At 73.7% G+C, this 15,556-nt stretch carries 12 protein-coding genes; 9 read left to right on the top strand and 3 right to left on the bottom strand.

Annotated features, from left to right (window positions below):
• Positions 1-2,666 precede the first annotated feature (2,666 nt).
• The 7 genes from G339_RS0121010 (at position 2,667) to lysX (ending at position 9,871) form a co-directional block, all read left to right on the top strand.
• The gene (locus tag G339_RS0121010) at positions 2,667-3,551 is read left to right on the top strand and encodes a Rossmann-like and DUF2520 domain-containing protein (RefSeq protein WP_026341641.1); all 885 of its coding nucleotides are present in this window, start codon (positions 2,667-2,669) and stop codon (positions 3,549-3,551) included.
• 14 nt (positions 3,552-3,565) lie between these two features.
• Positions 3,566-4,429 (top strand): pantoate--beta-alanine ligase, encoded by an 864-nt coding sequence (gene panC, locus G339_RS0121005; protein ID WP_019633040.1) that lies wholly within the window; start codon positions 3,566-3,568, stop codon positions 4,427-4,429.
• A gap of 42 nt (positions 4,430-4,471) precedes the next feature.
• Positions 4,472-4,888: an aspartate 1-decarboxylase gene (gene panD / locus G339_RS0121000; protein ID WP_019633039.1), complete on the top strand. Its 417-nt coding sequence runs from the start codon at positions 4,472-4,474 to the stop codon at positions 4,886-4,888.
• A 104-nt stretch (positions 4,889-4,992) separates the two neighbouring features.
• On the top strand, positions 4,993-6,609 hold the full coding sequence (locus tag G339_RS0120995) for an L-aspartate oxidase (protein WP_033323715.1): 1,617 nt from the start codon (positions 4,993-4,995) through the stop codon (positions 6,607-6,609).
• Positions 6,606-7,472 carry a carboxylating nicotinate-nucleotide diphosphorylase gene (nadC, locus tag G339_RS41025; RefSeq protein WP_019633037.1) on the top strand — a complete coding sequence of 289 codons (867 nt, stop codon included), beginning with the start codon at positions 6,606-6,608 and terminating at the stop codon, positions 7,470-7,472. Before G339_RS0120995 ends, nadC begins: the two co-directional genes overlap by 4 nt.
• A gap of 57 nt (positions 7,473-7,529) precedes the next feature.
• Positions 7,530-8,312, top strand: coding sequence for a type III pantothenate kinase (locus tag G339_RS0120985; RefSeq protein WP_019633036.1), 783 nt, complete (start codon positions 7,530-7,532; stop codon positions 8,310-8,312).
• A gap of 104 nt (positions 8,313-8,416) precedes the next feature.
• Positions 8,417-9,871, top strand: coding sequence for a bifunctional lysylphosphatidylglycerol synthetase/lysine--tRNA ligase LysX (gene lysX, locus G339_RS0120980; RefSeq protein ID WP_051107912.1), 1,455 nt, complete (start codon positions 8,417-8,419; stop codon positions 9,869-9,871).
• A gap of 110 nt (positions 9,872-9,981) precedes the next feature.
• Here the strand turns inward: lysX and G339_RS0120975 are convergent, their stop codons facing one another.
• Entirely contained in the window at positions 9,982-11,166 is a 1,185-nt protein-coding gene (locus tag G339_RS0120975) for a serine hydrolase domain-containing protein (protein ID WP_019633034.1), read from the bottom strand.
• 104 nt (positions 11,167-11,270) lie between these two features.
• On the opposite strand from G339_RS0120975, the gene G339_RS0120970 reads away from it, so the two are divergent.
• Complete coding sequence (locus G339_RS0120970) at positions 11,271-11,936, top strand: TetR/AcrR family transcriptional regulator (RefSeq protein ID WP_019633033.1); 666 nt, start codon at positions 11,271-11,273, stop codon at positions 11,934-11,936.
• A gap of 200 nt (positions 11,937-12,136) precedes the next feature.
• Here G339_RS0120970 and G339_RS0120965 read toward each other — a convergent pair whose 3' ends face one another.
• Together G339_RS0120965 and G339_RS0120960 are read right to left on the bottom strand one after the other, a co-directional pair.
• Positions 12,137-13,324: a cytochrome P450 gene (locus tag G339_RS0120965; protein ID WP_019633032.1), complete on the bottom strand. Its 1,188-nt coding sequence runs from the start codon at positions 13,322-13,324 to the stop codon at positions 12,137-12,139.
• Between the two features lie 68 nt (positions 13,325-13,392).
• A complete protein-coding gene (locus G339_RS0120960) occupies positions 13,393-14,403 on the bottom strand; it encodes a LacI family DNA-binding transcriptional regulator (protein ID WP_033323713.1) in 1,011 nt (336 codons plus the stop codon).
• Between the two features lie 615 nt (positions 14,404-15,018).
• Between G339_RS0120960 and G339_RS0120955 the strand changes: the two genes are divergently transcribed.
• Entirely contained in the window at positions 15,019-15,249 is a 231-nt protein-coding gene (locus tag G339_RS0120955; RefSeq protein WP_019633030.1) for a LuxR family transcriptional regulator, read from the top strand.
• The last annotated feature ends 307 nt before the right edge of the window (positions 15,250-15,556 follow it).

Raw genomic sequence — 15,556 nt, 5'->3', positions numbered from 1 at the left:
CCGCCCGCCTGCCTGTCCGCCCGCCTGCCTGTCCGCCCACCGACCTGCCCGACTGCCCCCGCTTCACCGCCCACCAACCCGCCCCAGACGGCCCCCTCAGGCGGCCCGCTGTACGACAACTGCCCACCCACCTGCCCGCCTGCCTGCCCGCCCGTCTCTGCCGAGTGGGCGGGCAGCCTGTCGATCACCCTTCAACAACTCAGCCCCAGACAACCCCGCCGCCCGCCACGCGATCACCCGCCAGCCATCACCCGACACCCCGCTCTCCCCGCCGACCCGAGCCCCATCAACCCATAAACGCACGCCGGGCGGCGCATGCTTAGCGCCCCCCGCCCGGCGACCCGACCCCGCCCTGCCTGCCCCCACCACCCAGCGATCACCCGGCTGCCTGCCCCCACCACCCAGCGATCACCCGGCTGCCCGCCCGCTCACCTGCTCGCCCGTCTCCGCTGCCCGCCCGCTCACCCGTCGCCTGCTCACCCGCCCCCTCGCCTGCTCACCCGGCCGCCCGGCCGATCGCTCACCTGCCTGCTCTCCTGCCCGCTCGCTCTCCTGCCCGCTCGCTCGCCTGCTCGCCCGCTCACCTGCTCGCCCATTCACCCGCCCGCCCGGCCATCTGCTCACCCGCTCACCCGCCCACCCGCTCACCCGCCCGCTCGCTCACCCGCCCGCTCGCTCATCCGCCCGCTCGCTCATCCGCCCGCCCGGCCATCTGCTCGCCCGCTCACCTGCTCACCCGGTCGCTCGTTCGCCCGGTCGCTGGTTCGGCCGGTCGCTGGTTCGCCCGGCCGACCGCTCGCCCGCCGGCCACGTGGGTGAACGGGCGGGCGGATGACGACCCGTGAACAAGCGGCCCTTGGCGACCTGGTCGTCGGCGCGGACGTTGTCCGCTGCGCCGGACAGCACGCTCGGGCCGGTTTCCAGGACGCGCGCGCGGTGGACACCTGGCTGCCCGTCCATCCCGAGACGACCCGCAGCCTGGCGACCTCTCCCTCGCCGGCCATGTCAGCCGACCGGAGGGCCTGCCGACCGCGCTCGGGCCGGCCACCGCGCGGAGCACCCGGTTGCGAGCGCTGGGGGCCGCGCAGTCCACGGCTCACGCGGGACAGAGCCAGCACAGCGGCACGACCGACCGCGGTCGACCACCTGCGGGCGACCGACTCCTCCCAGCCACGGCGAATACCCCGGCTGGACGGCTCAGTGGTGCAGGATGAACACACGGCGCCGTGAGGGCCGCTCAACTGAATCGACAGAACCGGACGGCCACTTCGGGCCTTCCGCGCACGCACCCGCAAACCGCCGGGTTCACCTACATGCGCGTCAGCGAGCCCAGGCCGGCTCACGGTCGCACGGTGGCGAGCCGCAGGAAGCCGTCCGCGCAGCGGCGACCGGGTGGCCTCCGCACGGCGACAAACCCAAAGCTGCTTGCAACCGCAGGGTGGTGAGCCTGGGAAGTCGTCCGAGCGGCGGCGAACGACCGGGCATTGCCTCCGCGCGGCGGTGCGCCCAGGGTTGCCCGCAACCGTAAGGCGGTGCGCTCAAGAAGTTGTCCGCGACGGCGAACGACCGCGCGTCGCCTCCGCACGGCGACAAACCCAGAGCTGCCTGCAACCGCACGGTGGTGAGCCTGGCGAGTCGTCCGCGCGGCGGCGAACCACTGGGCTAGCCCAGTGCGGCGTGAACCCAGGGTTGCCTGCAACCGCAGGGTGGTGAGCCTGGGACGTCGTCTGCGTGGCGGCGACCGGGCGTTGCCTTCGCGCGGCGGTGCGCCCAGGGTTGCCCGCAACCGTAGGGCGGTGCGCTCAGGACGTTGTCCGCGACGGCGAACGACCGGGCGTCGCCTCCGCACGGCGGCAAGGCCAAGGCTGGCTGCAACCGTATGGCGGTGAGCCTGGAGAGTCGCCCGCGCGGCGGCGAACCCACGGGGCTTGCCCCCGTGCGGCGGCGAGCCCGGGGCTGCCTGCGGACGCGCGGCGGTGAACTCGGGATCGCCCCTGAGCGCGGCGGCGAGCCAAAGGTTGCCTGCGTGCGCGCACTGGCGGACGCCGGGATTGCCACCGAGCACAACGGCGAGCCCAGGGGCGCTTGCGTACGCGCGGCGGTGAGCCAGCGGGGTTGTCCCCGAGCGTGGCGGTGAGCCAGGGGTTGCCTGCGGGCGCGCTGGCGGGCAGCGGGTTGCCCCGAGCACGGCGGCGAGCCAAAGGGCGGCCTGCGGACACGCGGCGGCGAGCCATCGAGGTTGCCTTCGCGCGCGGCGTGAACTACCGGGGTTCCTCGCCGACACACGGGCGGGAGCCACGGGAACTGTTCGCCGACGCAAGGGTGAAAGCCACGGGGTTGTCCCCGACGCAAGGGTGAGAGCCACGGGGTTGTTCGCCGACGCATGGGCGAAAGCCACGGGGTTGTCCGCCGACGCGAGCGCAGGACAGGGGGTTGCCCGCGGGCGCACGGCCGCGAGCCGCCAGGCGAGCGGCCGGGCGGCCGCAGCGCGGAGGATGCACCGGAGCGAGCGCCAGCGAGTGAGGATGCATGCTCCGCGCTCGGGGGGTGTGGGGGGTCGTCCCCCCACAAGTGACATCCCAAGTACTCTGGACCGCGCACGTCCGGTACCTACACTGAGGACTGGAACGAACGGTATGGAGTCACTCGCCCATTTTGATGGGGAAATGGCGAGCCCGCAGGACAGGCCCGCCCGCCTTTCCGTGGGCGTCGTCGGCGCGGGGCGCGTCGGGACGGCGCTCGGTGCGGCGCTCGCGCGGGCCGGGCATCGCGTCGTCGCGGCGTCCGCGGTTTCGGGGCCGTCCAGGGAGCGCGCCGCGCAGCGGCTGCCCGACGCCGCGCTGGTCACGCCGCAGGAGGCCGTGGCCGCCGCCGATCTCGCGCTGCTGACCGTCCCCGACGACGACCTGCCCGATCTGGCCGCCGGGCTCGTCGCGACGGGCGTGGACGTCACCGGCAAGCTCGTCCTGCACGCCAGCGGCCGCCACGGCACGGCGGTGCTCGCCCCGCTGACGGCCGCCGGGGCGCTCCCGCTGGCCGTCCATCCGGTCATGACGTTCACGGGCCGCGCCGACGACGCCGACCGCATGTCGGGCGTCACGTTCGGCGTGACGGCCCCCGAGCCGCTGCGGCCCGTCGCGGAGGCGCTGGTCGTGGAGATGGGCGGCGAGCCCGTCTGGATCGAGGAGGACCGCCGCCCGCTGTACCACGCGGCGCTCGCGGGCGGCGCGAACCACCTGGTCACGCTGGTCGTCGAGGCGATGGACCTGCTGCGCGCGGCGGGCGTCGCGGAGCCGGGCCGGGCGCTCGGCCCGCTGCTCGGCGCGTCGCTGGACAACGCGCTGCGGCTCGGCATGGAGGGGCTGACGGGCCCCGTCGCGCGCGGGGACGCGCGGACGGTCGCGGACCACGTCGCGGAACTCGGCCGGGTGTCGCCGGAGAGCCGCACCGCCTACGTCGCGCTGGCCCGGCTGACCGCCGACCGCGCGCTGGCCGCCGGACTGCTCAGGCCCGAGGACGCCGAGCGCCTCCTCGGCGTGCTGGCCGACTGAGGGAAGGGAGTCCCATGACGCCCGTCATAGCCCGGACCCGGGCGGAACTCGACGCGGCCCGCGCCGCGCTGCCGGGGACGCTGGCGCTGGTGCCCACGATGGGGGCGCTGCACGAGGGCCACCGTTCGCTGATGCGCCGGGGCCGCGCGGCCGCCGACGCGGTGGTGGTGAGCGTCTTCGTCAACCCGCTCCAGTTCGGCGCGGGCGAGGACTTGGACCGTTACCCCCGAACGTTCGACGCCGATCTCGCGGTGTGCGAGCAGGAGGGCGTGGACGTGGTGTTCGCGCCGACCGTCCGTGAGATGTATCCCACCGAGCCCCAGGTCACGCTGAAGGCGGGCCCGATGGGCGAGCGGGTGGAGGGCGCCGCGCGGCCGGGGCATTTCGATGGAATGCTCACGGTCGTCATGAAGTTGTTCCAGCTGGTGCGCCCGGATGCGGCGATCTTCGGGGAGAAGGACGCCCAGCAGCTAGCCCTCGTCCGCCGGATGGTCGCCGACCTGAACGTCCCGGTGGAGGTCGTGGGCGCGCCGACCGTCCGGGAGCCGGACGGCCTGGCCCTGTCCAGCCGCAACCGCTACCTGGCGGACGCGGACCGGGTGACCGCGACGGCGCTGTCGCGGGCGCTGCGGGCGGGCGCGGAGGCCGCCGGGAGCGGTCCGGACGCCGTCCGCAAGGCGGCCTCGGCCGTGCTCGCGGCGGCGGCCGGCGACGAGCCGCCGCTGCGCCTGGACTACCTCGTCCTCGTCGATCCGGCGACGTTCGAGGAGGTCGCCGCGGACCACGCGGGACCGGCCGTGCTCGCCGTGGCGGGGCGCGTCGGCGGCACCCACCTCATCGACAACGTCCCGCTGAGCTTCCCCGACCGAACCGCCTGATCCGCCCGCCCGTCGGCGACGGGCGCCCCCTAAGGAGTCCCGATGTTCCGGACCATGTTCAAGTCGAAGATCCACCGCGCCACGGTGACCCAGGCCGACCTGCACTACGTCGGCTCCCTGACACTCGACCAGGACCTGATGGACGCCGCGGACCTGCTGCCCGGCGAGCAGGTCCACATCGTGGACATCGACAACGGCGCGCGGCTGGAGACCTACCTCATCGCGGGCGAGCGCGGCTCGGGGGTCATCGGGATCAACGGCGCGGCGGCGCGGCTCGTCGCCCCCGGCGACCTGGTGATCATCATCAGCTACGCGCAGATGAGCGACGCGGACGCGCGGTCGTTCGAGCCGCGCGTCGTCCACGTGGACCGCTCGAACAACATCATCTCGCTCGGCTCGGACCCGGCCGAGCCGGTGCCCGGCACGACCGACGCGCGCGGTGACCTGATCCACCGCTGACCTGCGCGTTCCCGGCCCCCGTCCGCGTTCGGGCGGGGGCCGTCGCATGCCGCCCCCGGGGTTAGTGTCACAATGACGAAAATCGACCCCCTGAGGAGGGGCACATGATCGCTCGTGTGCTCACGGCGCCCGCCCCCGGCTGGACCGCCGACGCCGACGTCGTGGTGATCGGCTCCGGCGTCGCCGGGCTCGTCGCCGCGCTGGACTGCCGCCCGCACGGCCGCGTCCTGCTCGTCACCAAGGCCCTGCTGGACGCGGGCTCCACCCGCTGGGCGCAGGGCGGCGTCGCCGCCGCGCTCGACCCCGCCGACACCCCCGACGACCACCTCGCCGACACCCTCACCGCCGGGGTCGGCCTCTGCGACGAGGCCGCCGTCCGCGCGCTCGTCACCGACGGCCCCGCCGCCGTCCGGCGGCTCATCGCCCGCGGCGCCGAGTTCGACCGCGACCCCGGCGGCGACCTGTCGCTGACGCGCGAGGGCGGCCACCACCGCCGCCGCATCGCCCACGCGGGCGGCGACGCGACCGGCGCAGAGATCAGCCGCGCGCTGCGCGCCGCGCTCAAGGACGCGGGCGTCGAGGTCATCGAGCACGCGCTCGTCCTGGACCTGCTGCGCGACGCGGCCGGCCGCGCGGCGGGCGTCACCCTGCACGTCATGGGCGAGGGGCGGCCCGGCGGCGTCGGCGCGGTCCGCGCCCGCGCGGTCGTCCTGGCCACCGGCGGCCTCGGCCAGGTCTTCGCCGCCACCACCAACCCGGAGGTCTCCACCGGCGACGGCGTCGCGCTCGCGCTGCGCGCCGGAGCGGCGGTCACCGACCTGGAGTTCGTCCAGTTCCACCCGACCGTGCTGTGGCTCGGGCCGGGCGCGCGGGGCCGCCAGCCGCTGGTGTCGGAGGCCGTCCGCGGCGAGGGCGCGCACCTGGTGGACCGGTCCGGGACGCGGTTCATGACCGGCCGCCACGAGCTCGGCGAGCTGGCCCCCCGCGACGTCGTCGCCAAGGGCATCATGAGCCGGATGAGCGAGACCGGCGAGCCCTGCATGCTGCTGGACGCCCGCCACTTCGGCGCGGAGCTGTGGGAGCGGCGGTTCCCGACGATCCTCGCCGCGTGCCGCTTCCACGGCATCGACCCCGTCACCGAGCCGATCCCCGTCGCGCCCGGCGCGCACTACGCCAGCGGCGGCGTCCGCACCGACCTGCACGGGCGGACGTCCGTGCCGGGCCTGTACGCGTGCGGGGAGGTCGCCTGCACCGGCGTCCACGGCGCGAACCGGCTCGCGTCGAACTCGCTGCTGGAAGGGCTCGTGTTCGCCGAGCGCATCGCGGCCGCGGTCGCCGCCGACCGCAACGACCCCGGCCCGGCGGTCCCGGCGGACGGGCCCGCGGGGCTGCTGCCCGGCGCGGCGCGCGAGGCCGTCCAGCGGACGATGTCCGCGCACGTCGGCGTCCTGCGGGACGCGGCCGGGCTGGACCGCGCCGCCGCCGACCTCGCCGCGCTCGTCCCGTCCGCCGACGTCGCGCCGGACGTGGCCGCGTGGGAGGCGACGAACCTGCACACCGTCGCGAGCGCCGTCGCGGCGGCCGCGCGGCGGCGCACCGAGACGCGCGGCAGCCACTGGCGCGCGGACCGTCCCGACCGGGACGACGCCGCCTGGCGCGGCCACCTGGTCACCCGGCGGGCCGGGACCGGCCTCGCCACCGTCTACGAGGAGCACCGATGACCGACCTGACCCCGGACCTCGCCGCCCGCCTCGCCGCCGCCGGACTCGACCCGGCCGCGACGGCGGCGCTCGTCCGCGCCGCGCTCGCCGAGGACGGCGCGGTGGACGTCACCAGCGAGCCGATCTTCGGCCCGGACGACACCGCCGCCGGGGACTTCACCGCCCGCGAGGACGGCGTCGTCGCGGGCGTCCCGGTCGCGGCCGTCGTCCTCGAACTGCTCGGCGTCGCCTACGAGGCGCGCGTCGCGGACGGCGACCGCGTCGCGGCGGGCGACGTCCTGATCTCGGCGTCCGGCCCGACCCGCGCCCTGCTCCGCGCGGAGCGCACCGCGCTGAACCTGCTCACCCACCTGTCGGGCATCGCGACGGAGACGCGGCGCTGGGCGGACGCGATCGAGGGCACCGGTGCGTGCGTCCGCGACAGCCGCAAGACGCTGCCGGGCCTGCGCGCCCTCCAGAAGTACGCGGTGCGCTGCGGCGGCGGCGTCAACCACCGGATGAGCCTGGCGGACGCGGCGCTGGTCAAGGACAACCACGTCGCGGCGGCCGGTTCGGTCACCCGCGCCTACGAGGCGATCCGCGCCGTCTACCCGTCGCTGCACGTGCAGGTGGAGTGCGACACCCTCGACCAGGTCGCGGAGGCGCTGGCGGCGGGCGCGACGTCGATCCTGCTCGACAACATGTCCGTCCCGGAGACGGCGGCGGCCGTGAAGCTGGTGGACGGCCGCGCCGAACTGGAGGCCAGCGGCGGCCTCGCTTTGGCCGGGGCCGCGGACGTGGCCGCGACGGGCGTGGACTACCTTGCAGTGGGCGCGCTCACGCACTCGTCGCGCGCGTTCGACATCGGCCTTGACTTTTCTTGATCGCCGCCCGTCCGCACCGGCGGGCCGGGGATCGCACACCTGACCAGCGGGGACCTGATGCTGCTCACCATCGACGTCGGCAACACCAACACCGTCCTCGGGCTGTTCGAGGGCGAAGAGGTGATCGAGCACTGGCGGATCAACACCGATCCGCGCCGGACCGCCGACGAGATCGCCGTCGTGCTGCAGGGGCTCGTGCAGCAGAGCCCGCTGCTCGCGGACACCGACATCAGCGGAATCGCCCTGTGCTCGACGGTTCCGTCCGTCCTGCACGAGATGCGGGAGATGTGCCGCCGCTACTACGGCGACGTGCCCGCCGTGATCGTGGAGCCCGGCGTCAAGACGGGCGTCCCGGTCCGCATGGACAACCCCAAGGAGGTCGGCGCGGACCGCATCGTCAACGCGCTCGCGGCCGTCCACCTGCACGGCGGCCCGGCGATCGTCGTGGACTTCGGCACCGCGACGACGTTCGACGCGGTGTCCTCGCGCGGCGAGTACGTCGGCGGCGCCATCGCGCCCGGCATCGAGATTTCCATCGACGCGCTGTCGGCGCGCGGCGCGCAGCTCCACAAGATCGAGCTGGTCCGGCCGCGCAGCGTCATCGCCAAGAACACCGTCGAGGCGCTGCAGTCCGGGATCATCTTCGGCTTCGCCGGGCAGGTGGACGGCCTGGTCGAGCGCATGTCGGAGGAACTGGCCGAGGACCCGGCCGAGGTCACCGTCATCGCGACGGGCGGCCTCGCGCCGCTCGTCCTGGAGGAATCCCGCAGCATCGACGAGTTCGAGCCGTGGCTGACGCTCGTCGGCCTCCGGCTGATCTACGAGCGCAACACGCCCTGAGCCGCGGAGTTTTCCACAGGCTGTGAATCGGTTCGCGGCGCGTTCGGACGGGTCGGTAGCCTGAGACGGTGAGCGACGAGACCTACGACGACCTCCCGGAGCAGATGCGCGTGCGCCGGGAGAAGCTCGACCGCCTCCGCGCGGCCGGCATCGACCCCTACCCGGTGACCTTCCCCCGCACGGCGACCAACGCCGACATCCGGGAGAAATACACCGGGCTGGAGGCGGGCACGGAGACGGGCGACAAGGTCGGCGTCACCGGTCGCGTCATGCTCCTGCGCAACACCGGGAAGCTCTGCTTCGCGACGATCCGCGACGGCTCGGGCGACCTCCAGGTCATGCTGTCGCTGGCCAACGTCGGCCAGGACGCGCTCGACGCGTGGAAGCGCGACGTCGACCTCGGCGACCACATCGGCGTCGAGGGCGAGGTCATCACGTCCCGGCGCGGCGAGCTGTCGGTCATGGCCGACCGCTACGCGATCACCTCCAAGTCGCTGCGGCCGCTGCCGGAGAAGCACGCGGGCCTCACCGACCCCGAGGCGCGCGTCCGGATGCGCTACGTCGACCTCATCGTCAACGACGAGGCCCGCCGGATGGCCCGCATCCGCAGCGCCACCGTGCGCGCGGTCCGCGACTTCTGGCACGACGAGGGGTACCTCGAGGTCGAGACGCCGATGCTCCAGCCGATCCACGGCGGGGCGGCGGCGCGGCCGTTCGCGACCCACATCAACGCCTACGACATGGACCTCTACCTGCGGATCGCGATCGAGCTGTACCTCAAGCGGCTCGTCGTCGGCGGCATCGAGAAGGTCTTCGAGATCAACCGGAACTTCCGGAACGAGGGCGCGGACTCCACGCACAACCCCGAGTTCACGATGCTGGAGGCGTACGGCACGTACCTCGACTACAACGCGATGGCCGACCTGACGCAGCGGATGTACCAGAAGGCGGTCGTCGCCGCGCTGGGCACCACCGTCGTGCGCCACGGGGACGTCGAGATCGACCTCGGGCTGCCCGAGTGGCCGCGGATCACGCTGTACGGGTCGGTGTCGGAGAAGCTGGGCGAGGAGATCACCCCGCACACGCCGATCGAGACCGTCCGCAAGCACGCCGAGGCGGCGGGCGTCCACGTGGACGCCAAGTGGGGGCAGGGGCGGCTCGTCCAGGAGATCTTCGAGGAGCTGATCGAGCACACGCTCGTCCAGCCGACGTTCGTCATGGACTACCCGCTGGAGACGTCCCCGCTGACCCGCCAGCACCGCGAGGAGCCGCTGCTCACCGAGAAGTGGGACCTCATCGGCTTCGGCACCGAGCTGGGCACCGCGTACTCCGAGCTGGTCGACCCGGTCGAGCAGCGCCGCCGCCTCACCGAGCAGTCGCTGCTCGCGGCGGGCGGCGACCCGGAGGCCATGCAGCTCGACGAGGACTTCCTGCGCGCCCTGGAGTACGCCATGCCGCCCACCGGCGGCATGGGCGCGGGCATCGACCGCATGATCATGGCGTTCACCGGCAAGGGCATCCGGGACACGATCCTGTTCCCACTGGTCAAGCCGCAGTAGCGCGGACGCGGCCCCGCACTTTCGCGTGCGGGTCTCGACCCCCTGCAGCCGGTCCGTAGCGCGGACCGCGGCCCCGCACCTTCGGGTGCGGGGCCGCGGCGTTTCCGCGGTCAGTGCGCCACGGCGTCGGCGACGGCGCGGAACGCGTACAGCGACTCCGCCTGGTGCGCCGCCGAGTTGAGGTCCTGGCTCGTCTTGACGATCACGACGCCGTCGCGCGGCGAGACGTAGACGAACTGGCCGAGGATGCCGATGGCCGAGTAGTCGCCCTGCCCGCCGTTCCCGAGCCACCACTGGTAGCCGTAGCCGAAGTCGTTCTCCGGGTCGTCGGGCTTGTCCGGGACGAGGCTGCCTGGCTGCAGGTACGGCTCGGTGCTCGTGACGGAGTCGCGCACCCAGGACGCGGGCAGCACCGGACGCCCGTCGGGGCCCTTGCCGTCGCGCAGGTACAGCAGCCCGAACCGGCCGAAGTCCCGCACGGTCGCGTGGTAGCAGCAGAACGCGATCTCGCTGCCGGAGTAGTCGCGGCCCATCTGCATCGCCGACTCCATTCCGGCGGGCCGCCAGATCCGGTCCTGCACGTACGACGCGAGCGACTTGCCGGTCGCCTTCCGGACGACCCAGCCGAGCACGAACGTGTTCATCGAGTCGTAGTTCCAGCGGGTGCCGGGCTGCTCCTTGCGGCCGCCCTCCTTGGCCTGGTCGGCGAGCTTCGCGCCGAAGACCATGCGGATCATCGTGGCGGTGGAGCCCTTGGTCGGGTCGAAGTAGTTCGTCTCGTCGTAGTCGTGGCCGGACGCCATGTGCAGCACGTCGCGGATCTTGACCCCGTCGTACCCGGTGCCGCGCAGCTCGGGGACGTACGCGGTCACGGGATCGTCCACCGAGCGGATCTTGCCGTCCGCGACGGCGGCGCCGATCGCGGCCGACGTGATCGACTTGCCGACCGACCAGGAGTTGAACCGGCTCCCGGCGTCGTAGCCGGAGAAGTACTGCTCGTTGACGACCGTGTCGCCGCGCAGCACGAGGAACCCGAGCGTGGACGAGCGGTTCAGGAAGTCCTTCAGCGTCCGTTTCGTGCCCTGGTAGGTGTAGCTGACGTCCAGCGCCCGCGTGTCGCGCTTCAGCGCGAGCGGGCGGTCCGCGGGCTGGACGGTCGTCGTCGGATAGAACGGCGCGTGCGCCAGCAGCGGCAGGGGCAGCGGCGCGTCGTCGGCGCGGGCCGCGCCGGGCACGGCGGCGACGAGCGCGCCGACCGCCGTGGTCGTGGCGAGCAGTCTTCTGAAGAACGGCATGCCGGGTTCTCCTTCGGGTCGGGGGGACGGCCACCGGCATGAAACCCCTCGCGCACCAATGGTGTCAACAGTGGTGCATCAACGCGCGGGCCTATTCTGGGTAGGTGATCGACTCGGCCGCGCGACGGCGATCCCTGACCCCCGACCGCATCGTCGACGCCGCCATGAAGATCATCGAGGACGGCGGACCGCAGGCCCTCACCTTCCGGCGGCTCGGCGCGGAGCTCGGCGCGGACCACACCGCCGTGCTGCGGCACTTCGGCAGCAAGGACGACCTGCTGCTCGCGCTCGCCGAACGCCTGCTCGCGGCGGCGCTGGACGGCTTCGCGCCGTCCGTCGACTGGCGCGAGACGCTCGCGGGCCTCGCCCGCCGCGTCCGCCGCGCGTGCTGCGCGCACCCGCAGGTCGCGGTGCTGGTCGCCGGGCGGACCACGCGCCGCGAGACGGAGTTCCTGGGCGCGGAGATCGTCCTCGCCGCCCTCCACCAGGCGGGCCTCGCCGGCCGCGAGGCGGCGTCCTGCTACCGCGCCCTGGTCGACGTCGCCCTGGCCCAGGCCGCCTTCGAGGCCAACCTCCTGGTCGCCGACCCCAAGGCGCTGGCCGGCGACGCGGCGGCCTGGGGCCGCGAGTACCTGGCCGCGTCGCCCGAGAAGTACCCCCACCTGGCCGCCGTCGCCCCCCACCTCGCCGAGGTCGACCGCGAGGACCAGTTCGAAACCGCCCTCGCCCTCTTCCTCGACGCCGTAGAACTCCGCGCCGCCCGCGCCTGACCCCGGGCTCGATCGTGGAGCGTCACCGGTAGGAACTCAGGCCGCGCGCCACGGGGCTGTCGCGGTAGGTCAGCGGCTCCGCGCCGCCGCGCCTGACCCCGGATCAGCCGTGAAGGGTCGCTGGTGGGCGTTCAGGCCGCGCCGGATGAGGTTGTCGCGGTAGGTCGGCGGAACTCCGCGCCGCCCGCGCCTGATCCTGATCAGTCGTCAAGGGTCACCGGTAGGGAGCTCAGGCCGCGCAGGACGAGGTTGTCGCGGTACGTCAGCGGCTCCGGTGACAGGCGGACGTCCCGCTCGAACAGCTTCGCCAGGGCGACCTGGCCTTCGAGTCGGGCGAGCGGCGCGCCCAGGCAGTAGTGGATGCCCTGCCCGAACGACAGGTGCCGGGCGGCATGCGTGCCGTCGGCGTAGCGGGCGAGGTCGAGCCGGTCCGGGTCGGCGAAGGCGGCGGGGTCCCGGTTGGCGCGCCCGGTGAGCAGCAGCACCAGCGAGCCGCGCCTGAGCGGCGTTCCGCCGAGGTCGGTGTCGGTGAGCGCCGTCCGCAGCGTGAGCTGGACGGGCGGGTCGTAGCGCAGCAGTTCCTCGACCGCCGCCGCGACGCCGTCCGGCCGCGCCCGGAAGCGCGCGAGCTGGTCCGGGTTCCGCAGCAGCGCCAGCGCACCGTTGCCGATGAGGTTGACGGTCGTCTCGTGGCCCGCGACGAGCAGCAGGATGCACGTCCCGAGCAGTTCTTCCTCGCTGAGGGCGTCCCCGCCGTCCGACACGGCGACGAGCGCGCTCAGCAGGTCGTCGCGCGGTTCCGCGCGGCGGCGCGCGGCCAGCTCGCGGAAGTAGGCGGCGAACTCGGCGCGCGCCTCGTCCCGGCGCGCCAGCTCGTCGGCGGGCAGCAGGAAGTCGGGGTCCAGTCCGCGGGCGAGCGCGTCCGACCACGCTTTGAACCGCTCGTGGTCCTCCGGCGGCACGCCCAGCAACTCGCTGATGACGACGACCGGCAGCGGGTACGCGAGCGCCGCGATGAGGTCGGTCGAGCCGTGCGCCGCGGCGAGCAGGTCGTCCACGAGCGCGGTGACGCGGGGCCGCAGCCGCTCCACGAGCCGGGGCGTGAACGCCTTGCTGACGAGCCGCCGCAGCCGCGTGTGGTCCGGCGGGTCCATCGTGAGGAACGACCGGCGCCGCGCGGGGCCGCTGCGCCACGACTCGCCGTCCGCGCCGCCGTGCCCGAACGCCGGGTCGCGCAGCGCTCGCTCGCACAGCGCGTACGAGGACGTCACCCACAGCCCGACGGGCGTCCGCAGGAGCGGGCCGGGAGCCGGATAACGGGGATAGGGGTCCGACCGGAACGCGGGGTCGAACGGGTCGAAGCCGAGGATGCCGGCGGCGTCCGCCATCGCCTGGTCCATGAGAGACCAGTCACGCCCATTTCGGACGTGCTGTCAATAGTGCCCAGCGCGCAAGATCAGGCGGATTCGCGCACCATCAGCTCCGGCCGCAGCACGATCTGCCGGTGCTCGTGCGCGGAGCCCTCCGCCGTCTCGGCCAGCGCCAGCTCCGCCGCCTCCCAGCCGAGTTCGCGGCGCGGCTGCCGGATCGTCGTCAGCGGCACCGCCGAGCTGCGCGCCAGCTCGATGTCGTCGTAGCCGATCACCGCGACGTCCTCGGGGACGCGCGCGCCGAGCCGGACGAGTTCGTTGACGACGCCGATCGCCAGCAGGTCGTTCGCGCAGAACACCCCGGTCGGCACCGGCGACATCGAGACCAGCGCCCGCGCCGCGCGCTGCCCGGCGGTCGGCGACAGCGCGTCCTGCGTCAGCACCGCCAGCTCGCCCGCGCCCGCCTTGGCCAGCGTCCGCGCCGCGCCCTCGCAGCGCTCGACCACGGGCTGCGGCTCGGGCACCCCGGTCACGAACGCCATCCGGTCCCGCCCGAGCGCCAGCAGGTGCGCGGCCGCGATGTCCCCGCCCGCGACGTGGTCGACCTGCGCGGAGCAGAAGTCCGGCCCCGCCCGGTCGAGCAGCACGACGCACATCCCGGACTCGCGCCACCGCGCGATCCGGTCCGGCCCGGTCTCGACGGAGCTGACGAGCACGCCCGCGGCGCGCTGCTCGGCGAGCAGTTCCAGCGCGCGCCGCTCCCGGTCGGCGGAGTGGTCGGTGGACAGCCACAGCGTCTCGAACCCGGCCTCCTCGAACGCGAGTTCCGCGCCGCGCGCGACGTCGGACGCGTAGGGGTTCGTCAGGTCCTCCACGACGACGCCGAACGCGCGCGCCCGCCCGCTCGGCCGGTCGTCGGGCCCCTGCCGGAGCCGCCGCGCGGACTCGTTACGGACGAACCCCAACTCCTCGATCGCGGCGAGCACACGGTCACGGGTCGCTTCGGCCACGATGTTTGGCCGGTTTAGGACATTCGAAACGGTCCCAACTGAGACCCCGGCACGCCTCGCTACCTCGCGAATACTCGTCTGCGGCACGTTACTCCTCGTGGGCACCGGGCTTGTTCTCGCAGGTCAGAAGGGTCGTGCGCGGCAAGCCCCCGCAGCCTCGGCTACCCCAGGTCTCCATACGAGCACAGATAGTACGTAATCGGCGCTTGACGGGCCGGATTCGGCCGCCTAGCGTTCCGAGCCGAAGCGTAGCTTGAAACGATTCACGATCTTCGCCTGCGGCGGTGCGACGGCGCCCGGTGCGGGCTGGCGGGTCGGGACGGACGGGAAGGGGCGCGATGGCTGGAGATCGACGCTCGTTCCCGTTCTTGCGCTCCCCTCTCGATGGACTCGGTCACGCCGTCGTGGCCGGGGTTCTTCCGTCGGTGGCGCGCTCCTTCCTGCACCCCTCCGGCGTCCTCGCCGGAACGGGACCGCAACGCCAACGAGTGAATCGTGACCCGGAGTTCCGGGATGATGCCCCGCAAACCACCCATCGGCCACCTCCGGCCAAGCACGCGAGACCAGTAAGGAATCCGATGATCTAAGTCCGGAAGGCTCCGGACCCGGCAACCCGAAGCGCGTACAGATCGACGCTCACCCGTGCCTGTGCAGCGGGCGGCTGCATCCCCGCGGTCATCACCACGGACGAGGGAGGACGGAGTGGAACAGGCCACACTCGCACGTCGTGGCACCGACGATCCGCGACTGAACGAGGAGGAGATCCGGCTCCTCGCGCAGATCGCCAGCGGTGTCACCGCCGATGTGGCGGCACGAAAACTCGAGTTGAGCGCGCGAACCCTGCGCCGCCGGCTGCGGACCATCTGCGACCGGCTTGAGGTGAACACCCCTATCGAGGCCGTGGTGTGGGCGGCCCGAAGGCAGCTCATCTAGTCCGTACCGAAACACCGGCGAACTCCGTCCTACCCCGTGCGGCGGCGTCGGCGTTCCGGCGGGGAGCCTCCCGCCGGTGGCGTCGCCGCGGACGTTGTTCCCGCGTCGCGTCCGCGACCCTCCGCGGCCGATCCGCGCCCGTTCTCCCGGGACGCGTCCGCCGCGCCGTCGCCGTGCCCGCGAACGGCCGGGGCGGAGTGGGAGCGCCGCCGCGAGCACCGGAGTCGCCAGCATAGGCCCGCGTTCGCCCCTGTGGCGGTGGCTTTCATGCTCTTTGTCCGGATGCGGCCGGGCGGTAACGCTTCCG

Source organism: Actinomadura atramentaria DSM 43919 (assembly GCF_000381885.1).
GTDB classification, from domain to species: Bacteria; Actinomycetota; Actinomycetes; order Streptosporangiales; family Streptosporangiaceae; genus Spirillospora; species Spirillospora atramentaria.
The sequence above is the reverse complement of the archived record's forward strand: the minus strand, read 5'-3'. Positions and strand labels throughout refer to the sequence as shown.

Coding starts and splice junctions, on each gene's coding strand:
- G339_RS0121010 (WP_026341641.1), top strand. CDS start 2,667: ATGGCGAGCCCGCAGGACAGGCCCGCCCGCCTTTCCGTGGGCGTCGTC.
- panC (WP_019633040.1), top strand. CDS start 3,566: ATGACGCCCGTCATAGCCCGGACCCGGGCGGAACTCGACGCGGCCCGC.
- G339_RS0120975 (WP_019633034.1), bottom strand. CDS start 11,166: ATGCCGTTCTTCAGAAGACTGCTCGCCACGACCACGGCGGTCGGCGCG.
- panD (WP_019633039.1), top strand. CDS start 4,472: ATGTTCCGGACCATGTTCAAGTCGAAGATCCACCGCGCCACGGTGACC.
- lysX (WP_051107912.1), top strand. CDS start 8,417: ATGCGCGTGCGCCGGGAGAAGCTCGACCGCCTCCGCGCGGCCGGCATC.
- nadC (WP_019633037.1), top strand. CDS start 6,606: ATGACCGACCTGACCCCGGACCTCGCCGCCCGCCTCGCCGCCGCCGGA.
- G339_RS0120995 (WP_033323715.1), top strand. CDS start 4,993: ATGATCGCTCGTGTGCTCACGGCGCCCGCCCCCGGCTGGACCGCCGAC.
- G339_RS0120965 (WP_019633032.1), bottom strand. CDS start 13,324: ATGGCGGACGCCGCCGGCATCCTCGGCTTCGACCCGTTCGACCCCGCG.
- G339_RS0120985 (WP_019633036.1), top strand. CDS start 7,530: ATGCTGCTCACCATCGACGTCGGCAACACCAACACCGTCCTCGGGCTG.